Raw genomic sequence first — 16,658 nt, forward strand, 5'->3', positions numbered from 1 at the left:
TGGAAGTGGTCGGTGCACCTGATACCGGGTGGGCCGGCGGCGGGCGCAACTCCCCATTATAGGGTGGAGCGTTCCCGGGTCAGGAACGCAGGGCCGGGCTCACGAACAGTTCGGCACCGTCTTTCACGGTTTGCAGGCACACCGGGTCCGAGCCCGTGTCGAGCGCCGGAAGAAGGGGGGTCCTGGCGCGCGGATCGGTGCTCCATGACTGCACCCTCCCGTCAGCCACCTGGACCATCAGCTCCTCAACCTCCCAGACGGCGAAGCTGGCAGGGGCGCCCGGGACCAGTTGGCCGGCCATGGGGTTGGCGTGCCGTGCCGCCCTCCAGCCCGCACGGGTGTGCCCCAGGAACGCTGCGCGCGCGGAAATGCGCTGGTCCTCGTTGTGGTGTTCCACGCAGGCGCGCACGCTGGACCAGGGACGCAGAGGCGTGACGGGGCTGTCGCTGCCGAAGCAGACGGGAACTCCGGCGGAGTGGAAGGCAGCGAACGGGTTCATCGACCGGCTCCGCTCCCCCAGCCGCTGCTCGTACAGGCCTCCGGGGCCACCCCAGGCTGCGTCGAAGGAGGGCTGCGCGCTGACGGTCACCGAGTAGTGCGCCAGCCTTGCCACGGCCGCGGCATCAGCCATCTCCACGTGCTCAAACCGGTGGCCCACCGCGCGCACCCGCTGCTCGCCCACTTCCTTGGCCGCCAGGTCCAGGGCCTCGAGCGCAGCGTCCAGCCCGGCGTCGCCGATCACGTGGAACCCGCCCTGGATCCCGGCAAGGGAGCAGGCGGCAAGGTGGGCTGCCGCCTGGTCTACGCCCAGGTAAAGGGTGCCCCGTTCCTGGCCCGCATCACTGTAACCGGCGCGCAGGGCGGCGGTGCGCGAGCCCAGGGAACCGTCGATGTTCAGGTCCCCTGCCAGGCCGCGGACTCCCGCCCCCAGTTCGGCCACCAGTGCGCGTGCCTGCTCCTCGGACGAGACCAGCTCGCCCCAGTACGGCATCACGTCGGGATAGCGGGGCTGCCCGGCTTCAGGGGCGTTCCATCCTGCAGCCAGCCTCAGGTCCTCAGCCCCGCCGATGTGGGGTGCGCCCATTTCGGCCAGGGCGACGTACCCGTTCGCCGCAGCCTCCGCCAGGGCACGGGCCTGGTGCCGCTTCAGCACGCCCTGGGGCAGCCGTCGGGTCACTTGCCGCGCTGCCTCGTGGGCCGCCCGTGCCACCCGGGCGCCGCCGTCGTAGCCGTCCTTGTCCTGAAGATCCGCAGACCTGGCCAGGGACGTGGACACCAGCGCCGAGTGCACGTCCACACGGGAAAGGTAAACCGGCCGGCCCCCGGCTGCCCGGTCAAGTTCTTCCGCCGTGGGCAGGGTGGGATCCGCCCAGGTACTCTCGTCCCAGCCGTGGCCCAGCACCGGTCCGTCCCCGCGGTCCCCGGCGACTGCATCCAGCAGTGCCCGGGCCGACGTTACCGGCCCCAGCTGGAGCGACTCGAGCGCGATTCCGGTTTCGGTCAGGTGCATGTGGGAGTCAACGAAGCCCGGTGCAACCAGGGCGCCGCGGAGGTCGATGATGTCCATGGTGCTGTCGGCAATGGACGTCGCCGCCTGTTCCGATCCCACCCAGGCAACTGTGTCCCCATCCACCAGCATGGCGGTGGCGAACGGATCGGCCGCCGTATACACGGATCCATTGCGGTAAAGCACCGGGGCTGGTCGGGAGGCGTCGGCGGGGGTCGAATCAGGGCGGGGCATAAAGTCAGGACTCCTGGAAGGTGGGCAGGCCGTGTCGGCCCGGCCGGGGGTTATCGGGTTTACAGAACGGACGAGTAAGCCACGACGCCGCGGCGGATGAGGTTGATCGCCTCGGCGCAGAGCCGCGCCAGGCGCGGATCAAGGCCCGGGATCTTGGCGAGCTGGTCCAGCAGGTCCACCACCTGCTTGACCCAGCGGACAAAGTCCCCGGCGGCAAGGTCGGTGCCGCTCAGGACATCCTGCAGGTGGCGCCCGCGGGCCCATTTGTACAGCGGCCACACCAGTCCGAGTTCAGGTTCGCCTGTCAGCGGAAGCTTGTTTTCCTCTTCCACGTCTTCGAGAACGGACCATTCCTTAACCACGATGTCCACCGAGGTCTCCAGGGAAACACTGGGCATGCGCGGCCGCAGGCCCCTGTCTTCGCGTTTAGCCTGGTAGACCAGGACGCTGGCCAGGGCAGCCACTTCCGCCGCATCCAGGTCATCGAACGCGCCCAGCCGCAAGGACTGGGAGATCAGCAGGTCCTTTTCACCATAGATCCGGCGCAGCCGCTGGCCGTCAGGGCTGATGTTCAGCCGGCCCTCTCCGGCGTCTTCCAGGTAGCCGTACGCGGAAAGGACGTCGCAGACCCGGTCGAAGGTCTTGGCGATGGTGTTGGTGCGGCCCTGGATCTGGCGGACCAGGCCATCCGTTTCGCGCCGCAGCTTCCACCAGCGCTCCGACCACCGGGCATGGTCTTCGCGTTCGCTGCACCCGTGGCAGGGATGGGCTTTGAGGGCCCGGCGCAGATCGGCGATCCGCCGCTCCTGGTTGGGGAGGGCGGCGCCACGGCCGAAGTCATGGTTGCGGTTCTGCCCGGGAGCCGGAGGACGGTTTTCGCGCAGGGCGTTGCGGACGGAGGATGCCAGGTCCCGGCGCGATTTTGGCACCTTTGCATTAAAGGACTTGGGAATCCGGACCCGGGTAACCGGCGCGATAGGTCCCTCCAGGTCATCGGTTCCAATCCGGCGCAGCTGGTTGTCCAGGGTGAGCACGGCCGGCCGGGGTTCACGGCTTCCGTGGTCGGAACTAAGGACGACGGCGGGCCCGGGGGCACGTCCGCCGGGAACGTTTACCACGTCCCCGGGCAGGAGGCGGGCCAGGGAGTCGCCGCTGAGCGATTTCTGGACGCGGGACTTGGTCCGGGAGGTGGCGCTCTCGGCATCGGAAAGTTCCCGGCGCAGCCGGGCATACTCAGTGAAGTCACCCAAATGGCAGGTCATCGATTTGGCGTAGCCGGCAAGCGACTCCTCCCGGCTGCGCACCTGCCGGGCCAGCCCAACCACCGAGCGGTCGGCCTGGAACTGGGCAAACGAGGACTCAAGTATCTCGCGGGCCCGGGCACGCCCGAACTGTGCCAAAAGGTTGATGCTCATGTTGTAGGTGGGCCGGAAACTCGAGTTCAGCGGATAGGTTCGCCGGGACGCCAGGCCGGCCACCGCCGTCGGGTCCGTCCCGGGCTGCCACAGCACCACGGCATGGCCTTCGACGTCGATCCCCCGCCGGCCGGCCCTTCCGGTCAGCTGGGTGTATTCGCCCGCCGTTATGTCCACGTGGGCTTCGCCGTTGAACTTGTCCAGCTTTTCCAGCACTACCGAGCGGGCAGGCATGTTGACGCCCAAGGCCAGGGTTTCAGTAGCGAAAACGGCTTTCACCAGGCCGTCGGCGAACAGCTTTTCGACGACTTCCTTGAAGGTGGGCAGCATGCCGGCGTGGTGGGCAGCAAAGCCCCGGAGGAGGCCATCACGCCAAGTCCAGAATCCCAGGACGTCGAGATCGTCCGGCGGGATGTCCTGCCCGGCCTCGTCCACACGCTGGGCGATAATCCGCTGTTCCTTCTCGGTGGTGAGCCACAGGCCGGACCCTACGCATTGAGCGACCGCGGCTTCGCACCCCGCGCGGGAGAAGATAAAGGTGATAGCCGGCAGCAGGTCCATCCGGTCCAGGCTTGCAATGACCTGGGGCCGGCTGGCAGGGCGCACTCCGGTCGACTCTCCCCGGCCCGGCCGCTCGTACCCCCGGCGGCCACGCTGCCCCCGGCCGCCGGGGCGGCTCCGGAAGCTTTGCTGGCTTTCGCTGCGCGCAACGGAGAGCAGGTCAGGATTGACGTCGAAGCCGCGCCCCTTGGCGGTCCCGGCCGGGTTCACGGACGTAGCAGGTGGCTGTCCCTCTTCATCCACTGGCGGGGCGATCTCATCAAACGTGGTTTCCCCCGCGAACAGGTCCATAATCTGCCGCCCCACCATGACGTGCTGCCACAGTGGCACCGGCCGGTGTTCGGAGACGATGATGTCGGTGTCCCCCCGGACAGTATCCAGCCAGGCACCAAATTCCTCGGCGTTCGAAACGGTGGCGCTCAGCGAAGCGACCTGGACCTCACTGGGCAGGTGGATGATGACTTCTTCCCAGACTGCTCCGCGGAACCGGTCGGCAAGGTAGTGGACCTCGTCCATGACCACGTAGCCCAGGTCGCCCAACGTGGCTGAGTCCGCGTACAGCATGTTCCGGAGGACCTCGGTGGTCATGACCACCACCTGCGCGTCCCCGTTGATGCTGGTGTCCCCAGTCAGGAGGCCCACGTTGTCCGCGCCGTATTTCTGGCTCAGTTCACTGAACTTCTGGTTGCTGAGCGCCTTGATGGGGGTGGTGTAGAAGGCCTTCAGGCCCCGCTGGAGAGCGAGGTAGATGGCAAACTCCCCCACGATGGTCTTGCCGGCTCCGGTAGGGGCAGCCACCAGGACTCCCCTGCCCTCCTGCAAAGAACGGCAGGCTTCGCGCTGGAAGTCATCAAGCTCGAACTCAAGCGTCCGGGAAAACTGTCCGAGGTAGGTGGCCGCCTCTGCCCGGCGCTCGGCGCTGGCACGGTACCTCTCGGCTGGCGAAAGTTCATCGGGATCGACGGGGCCGGCGGAGAAGGGTCCGGTGGTGGAGGACATACCCCAAGCCTAGCGGCAGGCTAGAGCTTCTTAAGTTCACTGCTGGGGGTGGCGATGTCGGCAGTGGCTTCGGTCTCCTCGACGTGCCTGGCCTCACGGCGTTCCCGGCGCTTGTCGTTCATGATGCAAATGCCGATCGCTGCAAAGAAGAGCGCCAGCAATGGGCCGGCCAGCATGAACATGGAGATGGCATCCGCACCCGGTGCTGCGATGGCTGCCAGGACGAACACCAGGAAAACGGTGATGCGCCAGGCCTTCAGGATGGTGCGGCCGGACACGATGCCGGCCATGTTGACGCCGACCAGCACCACGGGGACAAGGAAGGCCAGGCCCAGCATCAGCACCATGCGGGTGACGAATTCGATGTAGGTCCTGGCATCTATGACGCTGGAGGAACCTGCCGGCGTGAATTGGGTCAGCGCGTGGACCACCTGCGGAACCACGAGCCAGCCCACCCAGATTCCGGCGAGGAAGAGCGGAATTGCAGCTGCCATATAGCCCAGCGTGTAGCGCCGTTCCTTGGAGGTAAGCCCCGGAGTAATGAAGGCCCAGAGCTGGTAGATCCAGATGGGGCTGGAGATGACGGCCCCAATGAGGAGCGACATCTGCAGCTTGAAGTCGAAGGGCGACGCTATGGTGCCGAAGTTGATGGCCGCCAGGCCCCCGGTTTCATTCGAAATCCGGTTTACTGGTTCGGCGAGGGCCTTCAACAGCGGATCGTAAAGTATCCAGCCCCCAATGCCGCCGATAACGACGCCGATAGCCGACTTGATCAGCCGGTTCTTCAGCTCATTGAGGTGTTCCCAGAGGGACATTCGCCCCTCAGGATTGGCTTTACGGGCCCGCGACAGTGCCACGGTAGGTCAGGCGCGGGTGGACGGCGGAACGTCAGTGCCGTCAGTCGGCTCACCGGGCTTCGCCTTGGGGTGGTTCACGATGGTGCCTTCCACCGGGCCGGAAGCCTCAGTGGTGGTGTCGGCTTTGCCGTCGTTCTTCATTTCCTTGACCTCGGACTTGATAATCCGCATGGACTGGCCCAGGCTGCGGGCCATGGCCGGAAGCTTGGGGGCGGCGAAGAGAAGCAAAGCAACAACGATGATAATGACGATCGGCCAAGGGCCATCAAAGAGTCTTCCCACGGGAAATCCTTTCCTCTAACTACATCCTACTTCTATGTGAAGTCGAGATCTCCGAGCGCCTGCGGCTGGCCCCGGTCCTTCTTGCGCTGCACTCGCCGGCGGCGGCGTTCTTCGCGCCGGGCCGATTTGGATGCCTCGTAATCATGTCGCATCGCGGCGGGTGAGGCAAAAACGGCAGAACCGGGCGCGGCCGGCCGCGTCTCGGTGGATTCCTCGAGGTTAACGGGGGCCAGATGTCCCAGCTTTTCACCCGCAGCGCTGAGATCCTTGACCGTCGCCATGAACTGGCGGAAGAGACGGATGCCCAAAAGGACGTAAAACAGTACGGACACTGCGACGAGCGCCACCCATATAAGAATCCAGGACCACCAAGGCATGCTGTGAAGTCTATCCGGCGTACCTGTCCAACGAGGCAGACAGCCACTCCCGCGCGGCGTCAGCCAGCCCAACAGGTGCCAGGATGCGGACCATACCTCCGTGCTGGGCCACGAACATCGGCAGCCACGCCGTGTTGCCGAACCTGATTTCGGCCACTAATCCGCCGTCGGGCAACTCCGCCGTGCGTTCCGCGTAGTAGTCCTCCGCCAACCCCCTGCCCTGCCGGGTGAGCTGGACGGTGACTGTCGTGTCGTCGTCGTTCGCCGTGAAGAGCTTGGCGGGGGCCCCTCCCGCCGGCGGCCCGTGCGTGGCGGCGGGCCGGCCGTTGGGGCGCACCTCCTGGACCCGGTCCAGCCGGAAGTTCCGCAGCCCGTCCACCAAATGGCACCACGCTTCGAAATACCAGGTGTTGTCCAGGGAGTAGAGCCGCAGGGGGTCTACGTCACGCTCAGTCACCGCGTCCCGCTGCGGCGCGAGGTAGGACAGGTGGAGCTGGGAACCGGACTCGATTGCCTGGCGGACCGTGGCATGGGTGGCAGCGTCCGCGGGAGCCACCTGCGGCCCTGCGATGGAGGCGGCGCCGAGTCCTTCCTCGCCGGCGGCGGCCAGCAGCTTCAGCGTGACCGATTCCAGGGCGCCTCCGCCGGGCAGGCCGGGCAGGGTGTTCAGGGTTTCAAGCCCGGTCAGCAGGGCACATGCCTCCGACACGGTGAAGCGGACGGGCTTGTTCAGGTCGAGGTCCTGGGTGATGTACACGTGGTCGTCGTCCCACTGGATGTCGAGGAGATCGTCAGGATAGCCCTCGGGCAAACCTGAGCAAATGAGGATCCGCAGGTCGGCCTCGAGCTCTTCCCTGGTGATGCCAAAGTGCTCTGCGACGTCCCGGATGTGCAGGCCCTGGTTATGGACCAGGAACGGGACCAACTGCAGCATGCGTTTGAGCTGGTCCTCCGAGGTCCCCTTCCGGGCTGCCCGGGGCCGGGTATCGGAGAACGCGTAGGCGGGGACGGGCGCGGCGGTGAAGTCGGCAGCAGCCTGCAGCCGGCGCCGCACTGCCGCTGCCAGCTCCGCGGGTTCCACTGCCAGGGCATCGGGGCCATAGCTGGCCAACTCTTCGGCGAGGACTTCCGGGTCGCGGTACTCGAGGACCAGCCGGTCCCAGCCGTCGTCGGGCGTTCCGGCACCCTGGTCTGCGCGGCCGTCCATGGCCCGTCGGCGCAGCGCCAGCAGGCGGCCCTGCCTGACGTCAACGACGGCGGTGCGCAGCGGCAGTTCTGGCAGCCGGGCCAGTTCGGCGCGGATGTTGAAGTCTGCTGGCGGCCGGTAGTGCTCCTTGTTGAGGACGGCCACGGCGCTGGTGAAGCGCGACAGCCGGAAATGGCGGGGAGCGTTGCGGGCCCGGTCGTAGCCCATGAGGTACCACTGGCCGAAACGGCTGCCCAGGCCCCACGGCTCAACGGTCCGTTCCTCCTCTTTGCCGGTGCTTCCGGCGAGGTACGTGAAGCTGACTGGATGGCGGGCGTGCATGGCGGCAACGATGTCATCGAAGGCCTGGCCGGCGGGTTTGATGCGCGGCTGGACGCCGGCCGGCAGTTCCACCTCGGCCAGCCTTCCCGAAGCCTGGAGCTTGCGGAGGGCGCTTTGGGCGGCTGTCCCCAGCGCCGCGCGCTCCCAGAGTTGGGAGGCCAGCAGGAGGACTGTCCATTCCTCCGGTCCCAGCTGGACGTCCGGGAGCCGGCTGGATTCCTTGCCGATCCGGTACCTCGTGGTGGCGGGGTCATCCTCGCTCCAGCCGAGGTCCGTCAGGGTCTCAACCTCGAACCCCATGGCCCTAAGGTCGTTCTTGTCCCGCTCGAACATGCGCCCGAACGCGACGTCGTTGCCGGAGGTGTCGTGGTAGACCTTTTCCCGCAATTCACTGCGGCGCAGTCCGTAGCGGGTATTGAGCAGCGCAATCAGCAGGTTGAGGAGTCGTTCAGTACGGGATACGGACACCTTGGTTACGTTACTAAACTCCCCGGGTGAAAGCAGAAAGCGCGGCAGCACGGGAGGGTGTCCCCCTGCTGCCGCGCTTTGCGGTGCGATCAGTTTCTGCTTGTGCTGCCGCCTCAGCGGACGGCGACGAGGTCCACGACGAAAATCAGTGCCTCGTTGGGCTTGATCGCTCCACCGGCTCCACGGGAGCCGTATGCCAGTTCTGAGGGGATCTCCAGGCGGCGGCGGCCGCCGACCTTCATGCCCAGCAGGCCCTGGTCCCAGCCCTGGATGACCTGGCCGACACCGACCCGGAAGTCCAGCGGTGCGCCGCGGCCCCAGGAGGCGTCGAATTCTTCGCCCGTGGACCAGGCGACGCCGACGTAGTGGGTGGAGACGGTGTCCCCTGCTTTGGCTTCCTTACCGTCACCCTCGATGAGGTCCGTGATGACGAGTTCCGTGGGGACGTCGCCTTCCGGGAAGTCGATCTCGGGCTTCTGGCGGTCGAATTCCCGCTGTCCAAACGACATGCTTGCTCCTAATGAGTGCGTGGTGATGGGTGCCGCGAAGGACGCGGCGTCCCTGTAAGTCTTGCTACTTGACCCCGAGGATGTCCACTACGAAGACAAGGTCGCCCTTTGCCTGGCCCTGGCCGGCGTCTCCGTAAGCCAGATCCTTGGGGATGACAAGCAGGACGCGGGAGCCCACAGTCTTACCCGCGAGGCCCTGGGTCCAGCCTTTGATGACGCCCGAGAGCGGGAAAGTGGCCGGCTGGCCGCGGTCGAAGCTGGAGTCGAATTTGGTGCCGTCGGAGAGATTGACGCCAACGTAGTTCACGGTGAGCGTGTCGGTTTCCTTGACGGCGGCGCCCGTGCCCTTGATCAGGTCCTGCGAGACCAGGGCGGTGGGAGCGGGTGCCCCTGCGACGTTGATCTCCGGGACGCCGTCTTTTTCCGTCACAGTCGGCAGCCCGGCCGGCGGCGTCACCGCGTCACCCTGAGGCTTGTCGAGGACGGGGGTGGGGTCCGAGGCGGAAAGGACCTTGATGATCAGCAGCTGGGATGGCCCGGCTGCTGCGCTGGGGCTGGGGCTCGCGCCATCTGACGGGCTCGGACTGGCCGAGGGTGCACTCTGCTGGGCAGGGACGGCCAGGGCAAGGCTGGAGCCAACCTTTGCACCGACGAACGCGTTGTAGATCACGGCACTGCTGGTTTTCAGCTCGTCGTTCAGCTCCAGGCTTTCCGGCTCATTGGGGAACGTATCCTCAAGTTGGGAGCCATCCGAACCGTTGACGGCCAGGATGGAGATCTTGGCTACCTGGTTTGCCTTGACGGTGTCGCCGCTGCCTTCGGAAACCACCTTGATGGTGGGCTGGGTGACGGCCAGGGGCTTGTCGAAGTCCACACCCGGGGCCTTCTTGTCCCCGTTGTCAGTCAGCTTGAGGGAGTCGAACTTTGCAGTCTCCCCGGCGGACTGGCTGCTTGGCTCAGGCTGCGGGGCTGTGCCTCCGCAGGCGGTCAGGAGCAGCAGGCCGGGAAGGAGGATTGCTAGTAGTCGGCGCACGTAGTAAAACTTTCGTCGGGGCAGGGTGGACACGGCTTTCCGCATGGCTGCGGACAACGCCGTAGAAGGTCCCTTTAAAAAGGACCTTATCCAGAATAGACCCTGAAGCTGGACGTCAGCCCATAGAGTCCAACAGGGCATCCACGCGCTCATCAACGCTGCGGAAGGGATCTTTGCAAAGGATTGTCTGATGCGCGCGGTCGTTGAGCTTCAGGTGCACCCAGTCCACGGTGTAGTCGCGTCCCAGTTCCTGCGCACGGCGGACGAAGTCGCCGCGCAGCTTGGCGCGCGTTGTTTGCGGCGGTGCGTCCACGGCTCCCTTGATCACGGTGTCGTCGACAATACGACGCACCGCACCCCGGGACTGCAGCAGGTAGTACAGCCCGCGGCTGCGGGAGATGTCGTGGTACGTCAGGTCGAGCTGGGCAATCCGGGGGGCCTCCAGGCCAAGGTTGTGCCGTTCGCGGTAGTTGTCCATCAGCTTTTTCTTGATGGCCCAGTCGATTTCGGTATCGATCCCACTGGCATCTCCGGACTCGATCGCACGGAGCGTTCGCTCCCACAGGTCCAGGATCAGGGGAACATGCGGGTTGTGGGCGCCGTGCTCCTGGACGAAGGCTGTGACCTTGGTCAGGTACTCCTGCTGGATTTCAAGTGCGGTGAGCTGCCGTCCGTTGGCCAGGCGGACCAGCGCGCGGCCACTGAGGTCGTGGGAAATTTCCCGGATGCTTCGGATGGGGTTCTCCATCCGCATGTCGCGCATGATCACCCCGGCCTCGATCATTCGAAGGACCAGGTCCACGGTGCCGACTTTCATCAGCGCGGTGGCCTCGGACATGTTGGAGTCGCCCACGATCACGTGCAGCCGCCGGTAGAACTCGGCATCGGCATGCGGTTCGTCCCTGGTGTTGATGATGGGCCGGGACCGGGTGGTGGCGGACGAGACGCCCTCCCAGATGTGGTCGGCACGCTGGGAGAACGCATACGTGGCACCGTGGGGCGTCTTCAGGATCTTTCCCGCGCCGGCTATGAGCTGGCGGGTGACCAGGAACGGAATCAGGATTTCGGCCAGGCGGGAGAACTCGCCGCGCCGGGGAATCAGGTAATTCTCGTGGCTGCCGTAGGAGTTCCCGGCCGAGTCGGTGTTGTTCTTGAACAGGTACACGGTCCCGTTAAAGCCTTCGGCAGCGAGGCGTGCCTGGGCCTCATCCACGAGGTCGTCGAGAATGAGTTCGCCGGCCCGGTCGTGCGCGATCAGCTGGGCAAGGTCGTCGCACTCGGCCGTGGCGTATTCCGGATGCGACCCGACATCGAGGTACAGCCGTGAACCATTGGTGAGGAACACATTTGACGAGCGCCCCCAGCTGACCACCTTGCGGAACAGGTACCGGGCCACCTCCTCCGGCGCAAGAGGTCTCGAGTCGGGGCTCGAGTAGGAGATCCCAAACTCGGTTTCGATACCGAAGATTCTCTTGTCCATGTGTTCCTCCTAGGCCAGCAGTGCGGTGATGTCCGCGTCGTTCAGCCGGCGGAAGGCACGCCGGGTGCCGCGGGAGTTTTCGGAGACCCGGTCCAGGACGGCGACTTCCAGTGCACCCGGCGGCAACGGTGCCGCCGGCTGGTCCCCCTCCTGGGCGGGGGTGAGTCCCTTCAGTGCCAGCCTCACGGCATCGGCGAAGCCCAGCGAGGACTGCCACCCTTCCCCGATGGCGGACGACACTTTCTCAGCCTGTCCACCCATGACGACAAAGCTGTGTTCGTCGGCGATCGAACCGTCGAAGGTAAGCCGGTAGAGATGGTCTTCGGCCTGCGTGGGTCCAACTTCGGCGACTGCGAGTTCCACCTCGAAGGGCTTTTGCTCGGCGGTGAAGACGGCTCCCAGGCTTTGGGCGTACACGCTGGCCAAGCCCCGCGCGGTCACATCCTCACGGTCGTAGGAGTACCCCCTCACATCGGCGTAGCGCACTCCGGCCTGGCGGAGGCTTTCGAATTCGTTGTACTTGCCGACGGCGGCGAAGGCGATTTTGTCGTAGATTTCCCCGATTTTGTGCAGGGACGGCGACGGATTCTCGGCTACGAGGGCGATGCCGTCGGCACAGCTGATGACCACTACGGAGCGGCCCCGCGCGATGCCCTTCCGCGCGAAGTCCGCGCGGTCCTTCATTAGCTGTTCAGGTGAGACATAGAACTGCTGGGTCATCTCAGGCCTCCCGTCCGGCGATGGTGCGCGCTTCGATTACGCTGCGCGAGGCCGCCGCGAGTTCGGCTTCAGGGACGCGCCGGGCTCCGGTCCTATCAACCGTGTACACCACCGGCCACAACTGGCGGACTGTATCCGGACCGCCCGTTGCCGAATCGTCGTCGGCGGCGTCATACAGAGACTCCACGGCAACGGAGAGGGCCTGCTCCGGGTTCAGGTTGGGCCGCCAAAGCTTCTTCAGGGCACCGCGGGCGAACACGGAGCCGGAGCCGACGGTGTGGTGTTCGTGTTCCTCATACCTGCCGCCGGTGACGTCGTAGGAAAACAGGCGGCCAACGCCGGCGCTGATGTCGAATCCGGCGAACAGGGGCACCACCGCAAGTCCCTGCAGGGCCAGGGGGAGGTTGCCTCTGATCATGGCACCCAGACGGTTCGCCTTGCCTTCAAGGCTGAGCTGGGTGCCTTCAATCTTTTCGTAATGCTCAAGTTCAACTTGGAACAGCCGCGTCAGGTCAATGGCTATGCCGGCAGTTCCGGCGATGCCCAGGACGGAGAAATGATCAGCCGGGAAGACTTTCTCGATGTGCCTGCTGGCAATGACGTTTCCCATGGTGGCCCGCCTGTCGCCCGCCATCAGGACGCCGCCGCCATAGCTCATGGCAACGATGGTGGTGGCATGGGGAACCTGGACCGGCGCAGCGGTTGACGCACCTCCCGGGAGGGGCCGGCTGAAGGGCAACAGCTCAGGCCGGTCCCGCTGCAGGTGTTCGGTAAAGGACGAGGTGGCGTTGGCGGCTACCTGGTTGGCGGTTGATTCCTGCACTCATCACTCCTTGAATGTGGTACTCACAACGTCGGTACAGATCCCGGCCTTCCGCGGCTTCAGCCACCCAGCGGTCCGGGTTACTGGCCGCCCTTTTGGACGAATGCCCGGACGAACTCTTCGGCGTTGGATTCGAGGACGCCGTCGATCTCGTCGAGCAGGTCATCCACGCCTTCGGTGGATGCCGAGGCCTGCGCCTCCGGTGCTGCCGGGGGTGCTTCGGGGATGTCTTCGTCGACCTGGGTGTCACGTGACTGCGGCTGCTGCTGCTCCTGGCCTGCCATTGGTTTTCCTCTTTCTTCCGTCGGTGGATCCGGCGGATCCTCCGATATGCCCATCCTGCCACGGGACGGGCGTTCCTGCGCTGTTTACGCCGCAGGCGGAGTGCTGTTGTGTCCCAGCAGTTCACCCAGGAACGGTCCCGCTTCCCGGTAGCGCTCAAACAACGCTCCAGTCAGGGCTTTGGTTCCCCTCAGTGGCTCACGGGTGGGCACCCGCTGAAGCCTCCCGTAGCCGGGCACGTCGAAGATGACCGAATCCCAGCTTGCCCCCACCACATCCTTGCCAAAGCTGCTGATGCACTTGCCCCGGAAGAACGCCCGGGTATCCGCCGGTGGCTCCGCCACGGCAGCTGCGATGGCGGAATCATCCACCACCCGTTGCATCCGGTTCCTGGACAGCAGGCGGTAGTAGAGGCCCTTCTCGGGCCTGATGTCGGCCCACTGCAGGTCGACAAGGCCCAGCCGGGCGTCGCTCCAGTCCAGGCCGTCGCGCTGGCGGTAACCGTCCAAAAGGGAGAGCTTGGCCAGCCATTCCACCGCGGTGGCCGCCGCGGCCCTGTCGCTGTCGAGCTGGGTGAGGACAGACGCCCACCGTTCCAGGACCTCATGGGTGTGTCCGTCGCCGTCCACGGCATCGCCCACACCGGTGTCCTGCGCAAGTTTGGCGGCGGCCTCGTGGTACATCCACTGGAGATCCAGTGCTGTGACGCGCCTGCCGTCCAGCAACCGGATTTTGGCAGTCAGGGACGTATCGTGGCTCACCGTTTTGAGGGCGGTGACGGGCTCATATACCTCGATTTTCGGAGCCAGCCCGGCTTCGACCAGGCTGAGGACCAGGGCGGTGGTGCCGAACTTGAGGTAGTTGGACACCTGGCTGAGGTTGGCGTCCCCGATGATGACGTGCAGGCGCCGGTACTTGTCAGCGGTGGAATGGGGCTCATCCCGGGTGTTGATAATGGGCCGGCGGATGGTCGTTTCCAGGCCCACCTCTGCTTCGAAGAAGTCGGCGCGCTGGCTGATCTGGAAGCCAGGGATGGAGCTGTCCTGACCGATACCCAGCCGGCCTGCCCCGCACACCACCTGCCGGCTGACGAAAAACGGTGTCAGCCCGCGCACAATGTCCCCGAACGGTACGGACCGGGGCATGAGGTAGTTTTCGTGCGAGCCGTAGGAAACCGATTTGTTGTCCGTGTTGTTTTTGTAGAGATTGACCGGCGGCAGGGTCGGGTCGGCTGCCAGTCGGCGCACGGCCGCCAGGCCCACAAGGTCACCGGCGGCGTCCCAGGCCACAGCGTCCCGGGGGTTCGTTACCTCGGGGCTGGAGTACTCGGGGTGGGCGTGGTCGACATAGAGCCGCGCGCCGTTGCCGAGGACCATGTTCATCAGGAGCGTCCCCGACTCGTCCTGGCCGTCGAGCTCCAGTTCCTCGCGGCCGTAGGCCAAAGCCACCGCCTCCGCATCGAGCACCGGCGGCTGGTCCGTCAGCTGGGAGGGATGGGCGGCACCGCGGTCAACTGTCCAGCCGCGGGCATCGTGCAAAGGCTCCTCATCCGTGTAGTCCCAACGCGTCTCTGCCCCGCCGGCCGCCCGCTGCCGGGTGACCTGCGCGTAGGCCTGGACCACGCGGGCGCTCATCATGGTGGCGTTGGCGGAAGGGGCTGACGGAGCGTGGATTCCGTATTCCGTTTCTGCCCCCATAACCCGCATGGCCCCGCCGGCGGGGAGGGCCTCCCCGCCGGCGGATCCCTGTGAACCCGTCACAGATACTGTCCAGTAGTGGGCATTGTCTCGATGGACTTGCCGGGCTCCTGGCCGGCTTTGCCCTGCACGATGGTGCGGATATAGGTAATCCGTTCACCCTTCTTTCCGGAGATGCGTGCCCAGTCATCTGGGTTCGTGGTGTTGGGCATGTCTTCGTGCTCACGGAATTCGTCCACCACGGCGCGCAGCAGGTGCTCGATCCGGAGACCTTTCTGGTGTGATGTCAGCAGGTCCTTGATGGCATACTTCTTGGCCCTGTCCACCACGTTCTGCACCACGGCACCGGAGTTGAAGTCCTTGAAGTACAGCATTTCCGTGTCACCGTTGGCGTAGGTGACCTCGAGGAATTCGTTGGATTTGTCGGTGGAGTACATCGCCTCCACGGTGCGCTGGACCATGGCGTCGACGGTTGCCTGGACATCACCGTTGTGTTCGGCCAGGTCTGATTCGTGGAATGGCAGGTCCGGCGTGATGTATTTGTTGAAGATGTCGGCCGCTGCCTCCGCATCGGGCCGCTGGATCTTGACCTTCACGTCAAGCCGGCCGGGCCGGAGGATGGCGGGATCGATCATGTCCTCGCGGTTGGATGCGCCGATCACGATCACGTTGTCCAGGCGCTCGACGCCGTCGATCTCGCTGAGGAGCTGGGGCACGATGGTGGTTTCGACGTCGGACGAAATGCCGGTGCCGCGGGTGCGGAACAGCGAGTCCATTTCGTCGAAGAACACCACGACGGGGCTGCCGTCCGAGGCCTTCTCCCGGGCGCGGGCGAAGATCAGGCGGATGTGCCGCTCGGTCTCGCCAACGTACTTGTCAAGGAGTTCCGGGCCCTTGATATTCAGGAAGTAGCTCTTCAGGTCGACATTCCCGGACCGCTCCGCGGCGCGGGCAGCGAGCGAGTTGGCAACGGCCTTGGCAATCAGGGTCTTGCCGCAGCCGGGAGGGCCATACAGCAGGATGCCCTTGGGAGCCTTGAGGCCGTGCTCACGGTAGAGGTCCGGGTGCAGGAACGGCAGTTCCACGGCGTCCCGGATCTGCTCGATCTGGGGGCCAAGGCCGCCGATGTCCTCATACGTGATGTCCGGAACTTCCTCGAGGACAAGGTTTTCCACCTCTGAGCGGGGAACCTTCTCCAGCGCGTATCCGGTCCGGGAATCGACGGAGAGGGCATCGCCGACCCGCAGTTTTTCGGAAAGGAGCGCACCGGAGAGCCGGACAACGCGTTCTTCGTCCGCGCGGCCAACCACAAGGGCGCGGTCCCGTCCGAGCATTTCCTTCAGGGTGGCCAGCTCACCTGCCCGCTCGTAGCCCAGCCCCGCGACGATCAGGAGTGCCTCGTTCAGCAGCACTTCCTGGCCGACCGCAAGCTGGTTGATGTTGACCAGCGGGCTGATGCCCACGCGCATCTTCCGGCCCGCGTTGAAGATGTCCACCGATTCCTCGGTGGCAGCCTGGCCGCTGTTGCCGGGGGCGGGCTGCCGTTTCGGGTTGATTTGGAGGATGGTGCCGAAGCTGTAGGGCGGTTGCCCTTCCTGGTCCAGGGCGTTCTTCAGGCGGAGAATCTCTGCCTTCGCCGTCTCAAGCATGCTGACCAGCTTCGAGTTGTTCTGCGTTGCCGCTGCCAACTGGCGGTCGATGTGCCTGAGCTTGTCCCGAAGTATGTTGACCTGGCGGTCAGCAACCGAGAGGTCGTTGGCGGCAGACTGCTCTGCCGGTGTACGTCCGGAGTCCTGGTTTGGTGTCTCCATGATGTATCAGCCCCTTCCTGCGCTTCTCTTAAGACATTAGTCCCAAGAGGCCGGGTAGGGATGGAGGCTCCCGAA

Annotated in this window: 14 protein-coding genes; all 14 read right to left on the reverse strand. The window is 65.3% G+C overall.

Annotated elements, in window-relative coordinates:
* Window positions 1–79: 79 nt before the first annotated feature.
* Window positions 80–1,741: an amidohydrolase gene (locus J2T23_RS01385; RefSeq protein WP_307356519.1), complete on the reverse strand. Its 1,662-nt coding sequence runs from the start codon at window positions 1,739–1,741 to the stop codon at window positions 80–82.
* A 59-nt stretch (window positions 1,742–1,800) separates the two neighbouring features.
* A complete protein-coding gene (locus J2T23_RS01390; RefSeq protein WP_307356521.1) occupies window positions 1,801–4,716 on the reverse strand; it encodes a DEAD/DEAH box helicase in 2,916 nt (971 codons plus the stop codon).
* Between the two features lie 20 nt (window positions 4,717–4,736).
* Window positions 4,737–5,531, reverse strand: a complete 795-nt coding sequence (tatC, locus tag J2T23_RS01395; RefSeq protein ID WP_307356524.1) for a twin-arginine translocase subunit TatC — start codon at window positions 5,529–5,531, stop codon at window positions 4,737–4,739.
* Window positions 5,532–5,579: 48 nt separating this feature from the next.
* Window positions 5,580–5,855 (reverse strand): Sec-independent protein translocase subunit TatA, encoded by a 276-nt coding sequence (gene tatA, locus J2T23_RS01400; protein WP_141160417.1) that lies wholly within the window; start codon window positions 5,853–5,855, stop codon window positions 5,580–5,582.
* Between the two features lie 32 nt (window positions 5,856–5,887).
* Complete coding sequence (locus J2T23_RS01405) at window positions 5,888–6,232, reverse strand: hypothetical protein (protein ID WP_141160418.1); 345 nt, start codon at window positions 6,230–6,232, stop codon at window positions 5,888–5,890.
* Between the two features lie 10 nt (window positions 6,233–6,242).
* Window positions 6,243–8,228, reverse strand: coding sequence for a helix-turn-helix transcriptional regulator (locus J2T23_RS01410; protein ID WP_307356526.1), 1,986 nt, complete (start codon window positions 8,226–8,228; stop codon window positions 6,243–6,245).
* A 113-nt stretch (window positions 8,229–8,341) separates the two neighbouring features.
* Window positions 8,342–8,737: an FKBP-type peptidyl-prolyl cis-trans isomerase gene (locus J2T23_RS01415; RefSeq protein ID WP_141160420.1), complete on the reverse strand. Its 396-nt coding sequence runs from the start codon at window positions 8,735–8,737 to the stop codon at window positions 8,342–8,344.
* A gap of 64 nt (window positions 8,738–8,801) precedes the next feature.
* Entirely contained in the window at window positions 8,802–9,770 is a 969-nt protein-coding gene (locus tag J2T23_RS01420) for an FKBP-type peptidyl-prolyl cis-trans isomerase (RefSeq protein ID WP_141160421.1), read from the reverse strand.
* Between the two features lie 115 nt (window positions 9,771–9,885).
* On the reverse strand, window positions 9,886–11,250 hold the full coding sequence (gene pafA / locus J2T23_RS01425; RefSeq protein ID WP_141160422.1) for a Pup--protein ligase: 1,365 nt from the start codon (window positions 11,248–11,250) through the stop codon (window positions 9,886–9,888).
* Between the two features lie 9 nt (window positions 11,251–11,259).
* Window positions 11,260–11,970 carry a proteasome subunit alpha gene (gene prcA / locus J2T23_RS01430; RefSeq protein ID WP_141181598.1) on the reverse strand — a complete coding sequence of 237 codons (711 nt, stop codon included), beginning with the start codon at window positions 11,968–11,970 and terminating at the stop codon, window positions 11,260–11,262.
* A gap of 1 nt (window position 11,971) precedes the next feature.
* On the reverse strand, window positions 11,972–12,793 hold the full coding sequence (gene prcB, locus J2T23_RS01435) for a proteasome subunit beta (protein ID WP_307356531.1): 822 nt from the start codon (window positions 12,791–12,793) through the stop codon (window positions 11,972–11,974).
* Window positions 12,794–12,873: 80 nt separating this feature from the next.
* Window positions 12,874–13,077 (reverse strand): ubiquitin-like protein Pup, encoded by a 204-nt coding sequence (locus J2T23_RS01440; protein WP_141160425.1) that lies wholly within the window; start codon window positions 13,075–13,077, stop codon window positions 12,874–12,876.
* A gap of 84 nt (window positions 13,078–13,161) precedes the next feature.
* Window positions 13,162–14,781, reverse strand: coding sequence for a depupylase/deamidase Dop (gene dop, locus J2T23_RS01445; RefSeq protein WP_168225796.1), 1,620 nt, complete (start codon window positions 14,779–14,781; stop codon window positions 13,162–13,164).
* Window positions 14,782–14,831: 50 nt separating this feature from the next.
* Complete coding sequence (gene arc, locus J2T23_RS01450) at window positions 14,832–16,583, reverse strand: proteasome ATPase (protein ID WP_141160427.1); 1,752 nt, start codon at window positions 16,581–16,583, stop codon at window positions 14,832–14,834.
* Window positions 16,584–16,658 lie beyond the last annotated feature (75 nt).

The sequence above is a fragment of the Pseudarthrobacter niigatensis genome (assembly GCF_030812615.1).
Classification (GTDB): Bacteria; Actinomycetota; Actinomycetes; order Actinomycetales; family Micrococcaceae; genus Arthrobacter; species Arthrobacter niigatensis.

Excerpts from the sequence above, each read along its gene's own strand:
- tatC (WP_307356524.1), bottom strand. The coding sequence starts at position 5,531 with ATGTCCCTCTGGGAACACCTCAATGAGCTGAAGAACCGGCTGATCAAG.
- J2T23_RS01390 (WP_307356521.1), bottom strand. The coding sequence starts at position 4,716 with ATGTCCTCCACCACCGGACCCTTCTCCGCCGGCCCCGTCGATCCCGAT.
- J2T23_RS01415 (WP_141160420.1), bottom strand. The coding sequence starts at position 8,737 with ATGTCGTTTGGACAGCGGGAATTCGACCGCCAGAAGCCCGAGATCGAC.
- J2T23_RS01385 (WP_307356519.1), bottom strand. The coding sequence starts at position 1,741 with ATGCCCCGCCCTGATTCGACCCCCGCCGACGCCTCCCGACCAGCCCCG.
- dop (WP_168225796.1), bottom strand. The coding sequence starts at position 14,781 with ATGCGGGTTATGGGGGCAGAAACGGAATACGGAATCCACGCTCCGTCA.
- pafA (WP_141160422.1), bottom strand. The coding sequence starts at position 11,250 with ATGGACAAGAGAATCTTCGGTATCGAAACCGAGTTTGGGATCTCCTAC.
- prcA (WP_141181598.1), bottom strand. The coding sequence starts at position 11,970 with ATGACCCAGCAGTTCTATGTCTCACCTGAACAGCTAATGAAGGACCGC.
- arc (WP_141160427.1), bottom strand. The coding sequence starts at position 16,583 with ATGGAGACACCAAACCAGGACTCCGGACGTACACCGGCAGAGCAGTCT.
- J2T23_RS01405 (WP_141160418.1), bottom strand. The coding sequence starts at position 6,232 with ATGCCTTGGTGGTCCTGGATTCTTATATGGGTGGCGCTCGTCGCAGTG.
- J2T23_RS01440 (WP_141160425.1), bottom strand. The coding sequence starts at position 13,077 with ATGGCAGGCCAGGAGCAGCAGCAGCCGCAGTCACGTGACACCCAGGTC.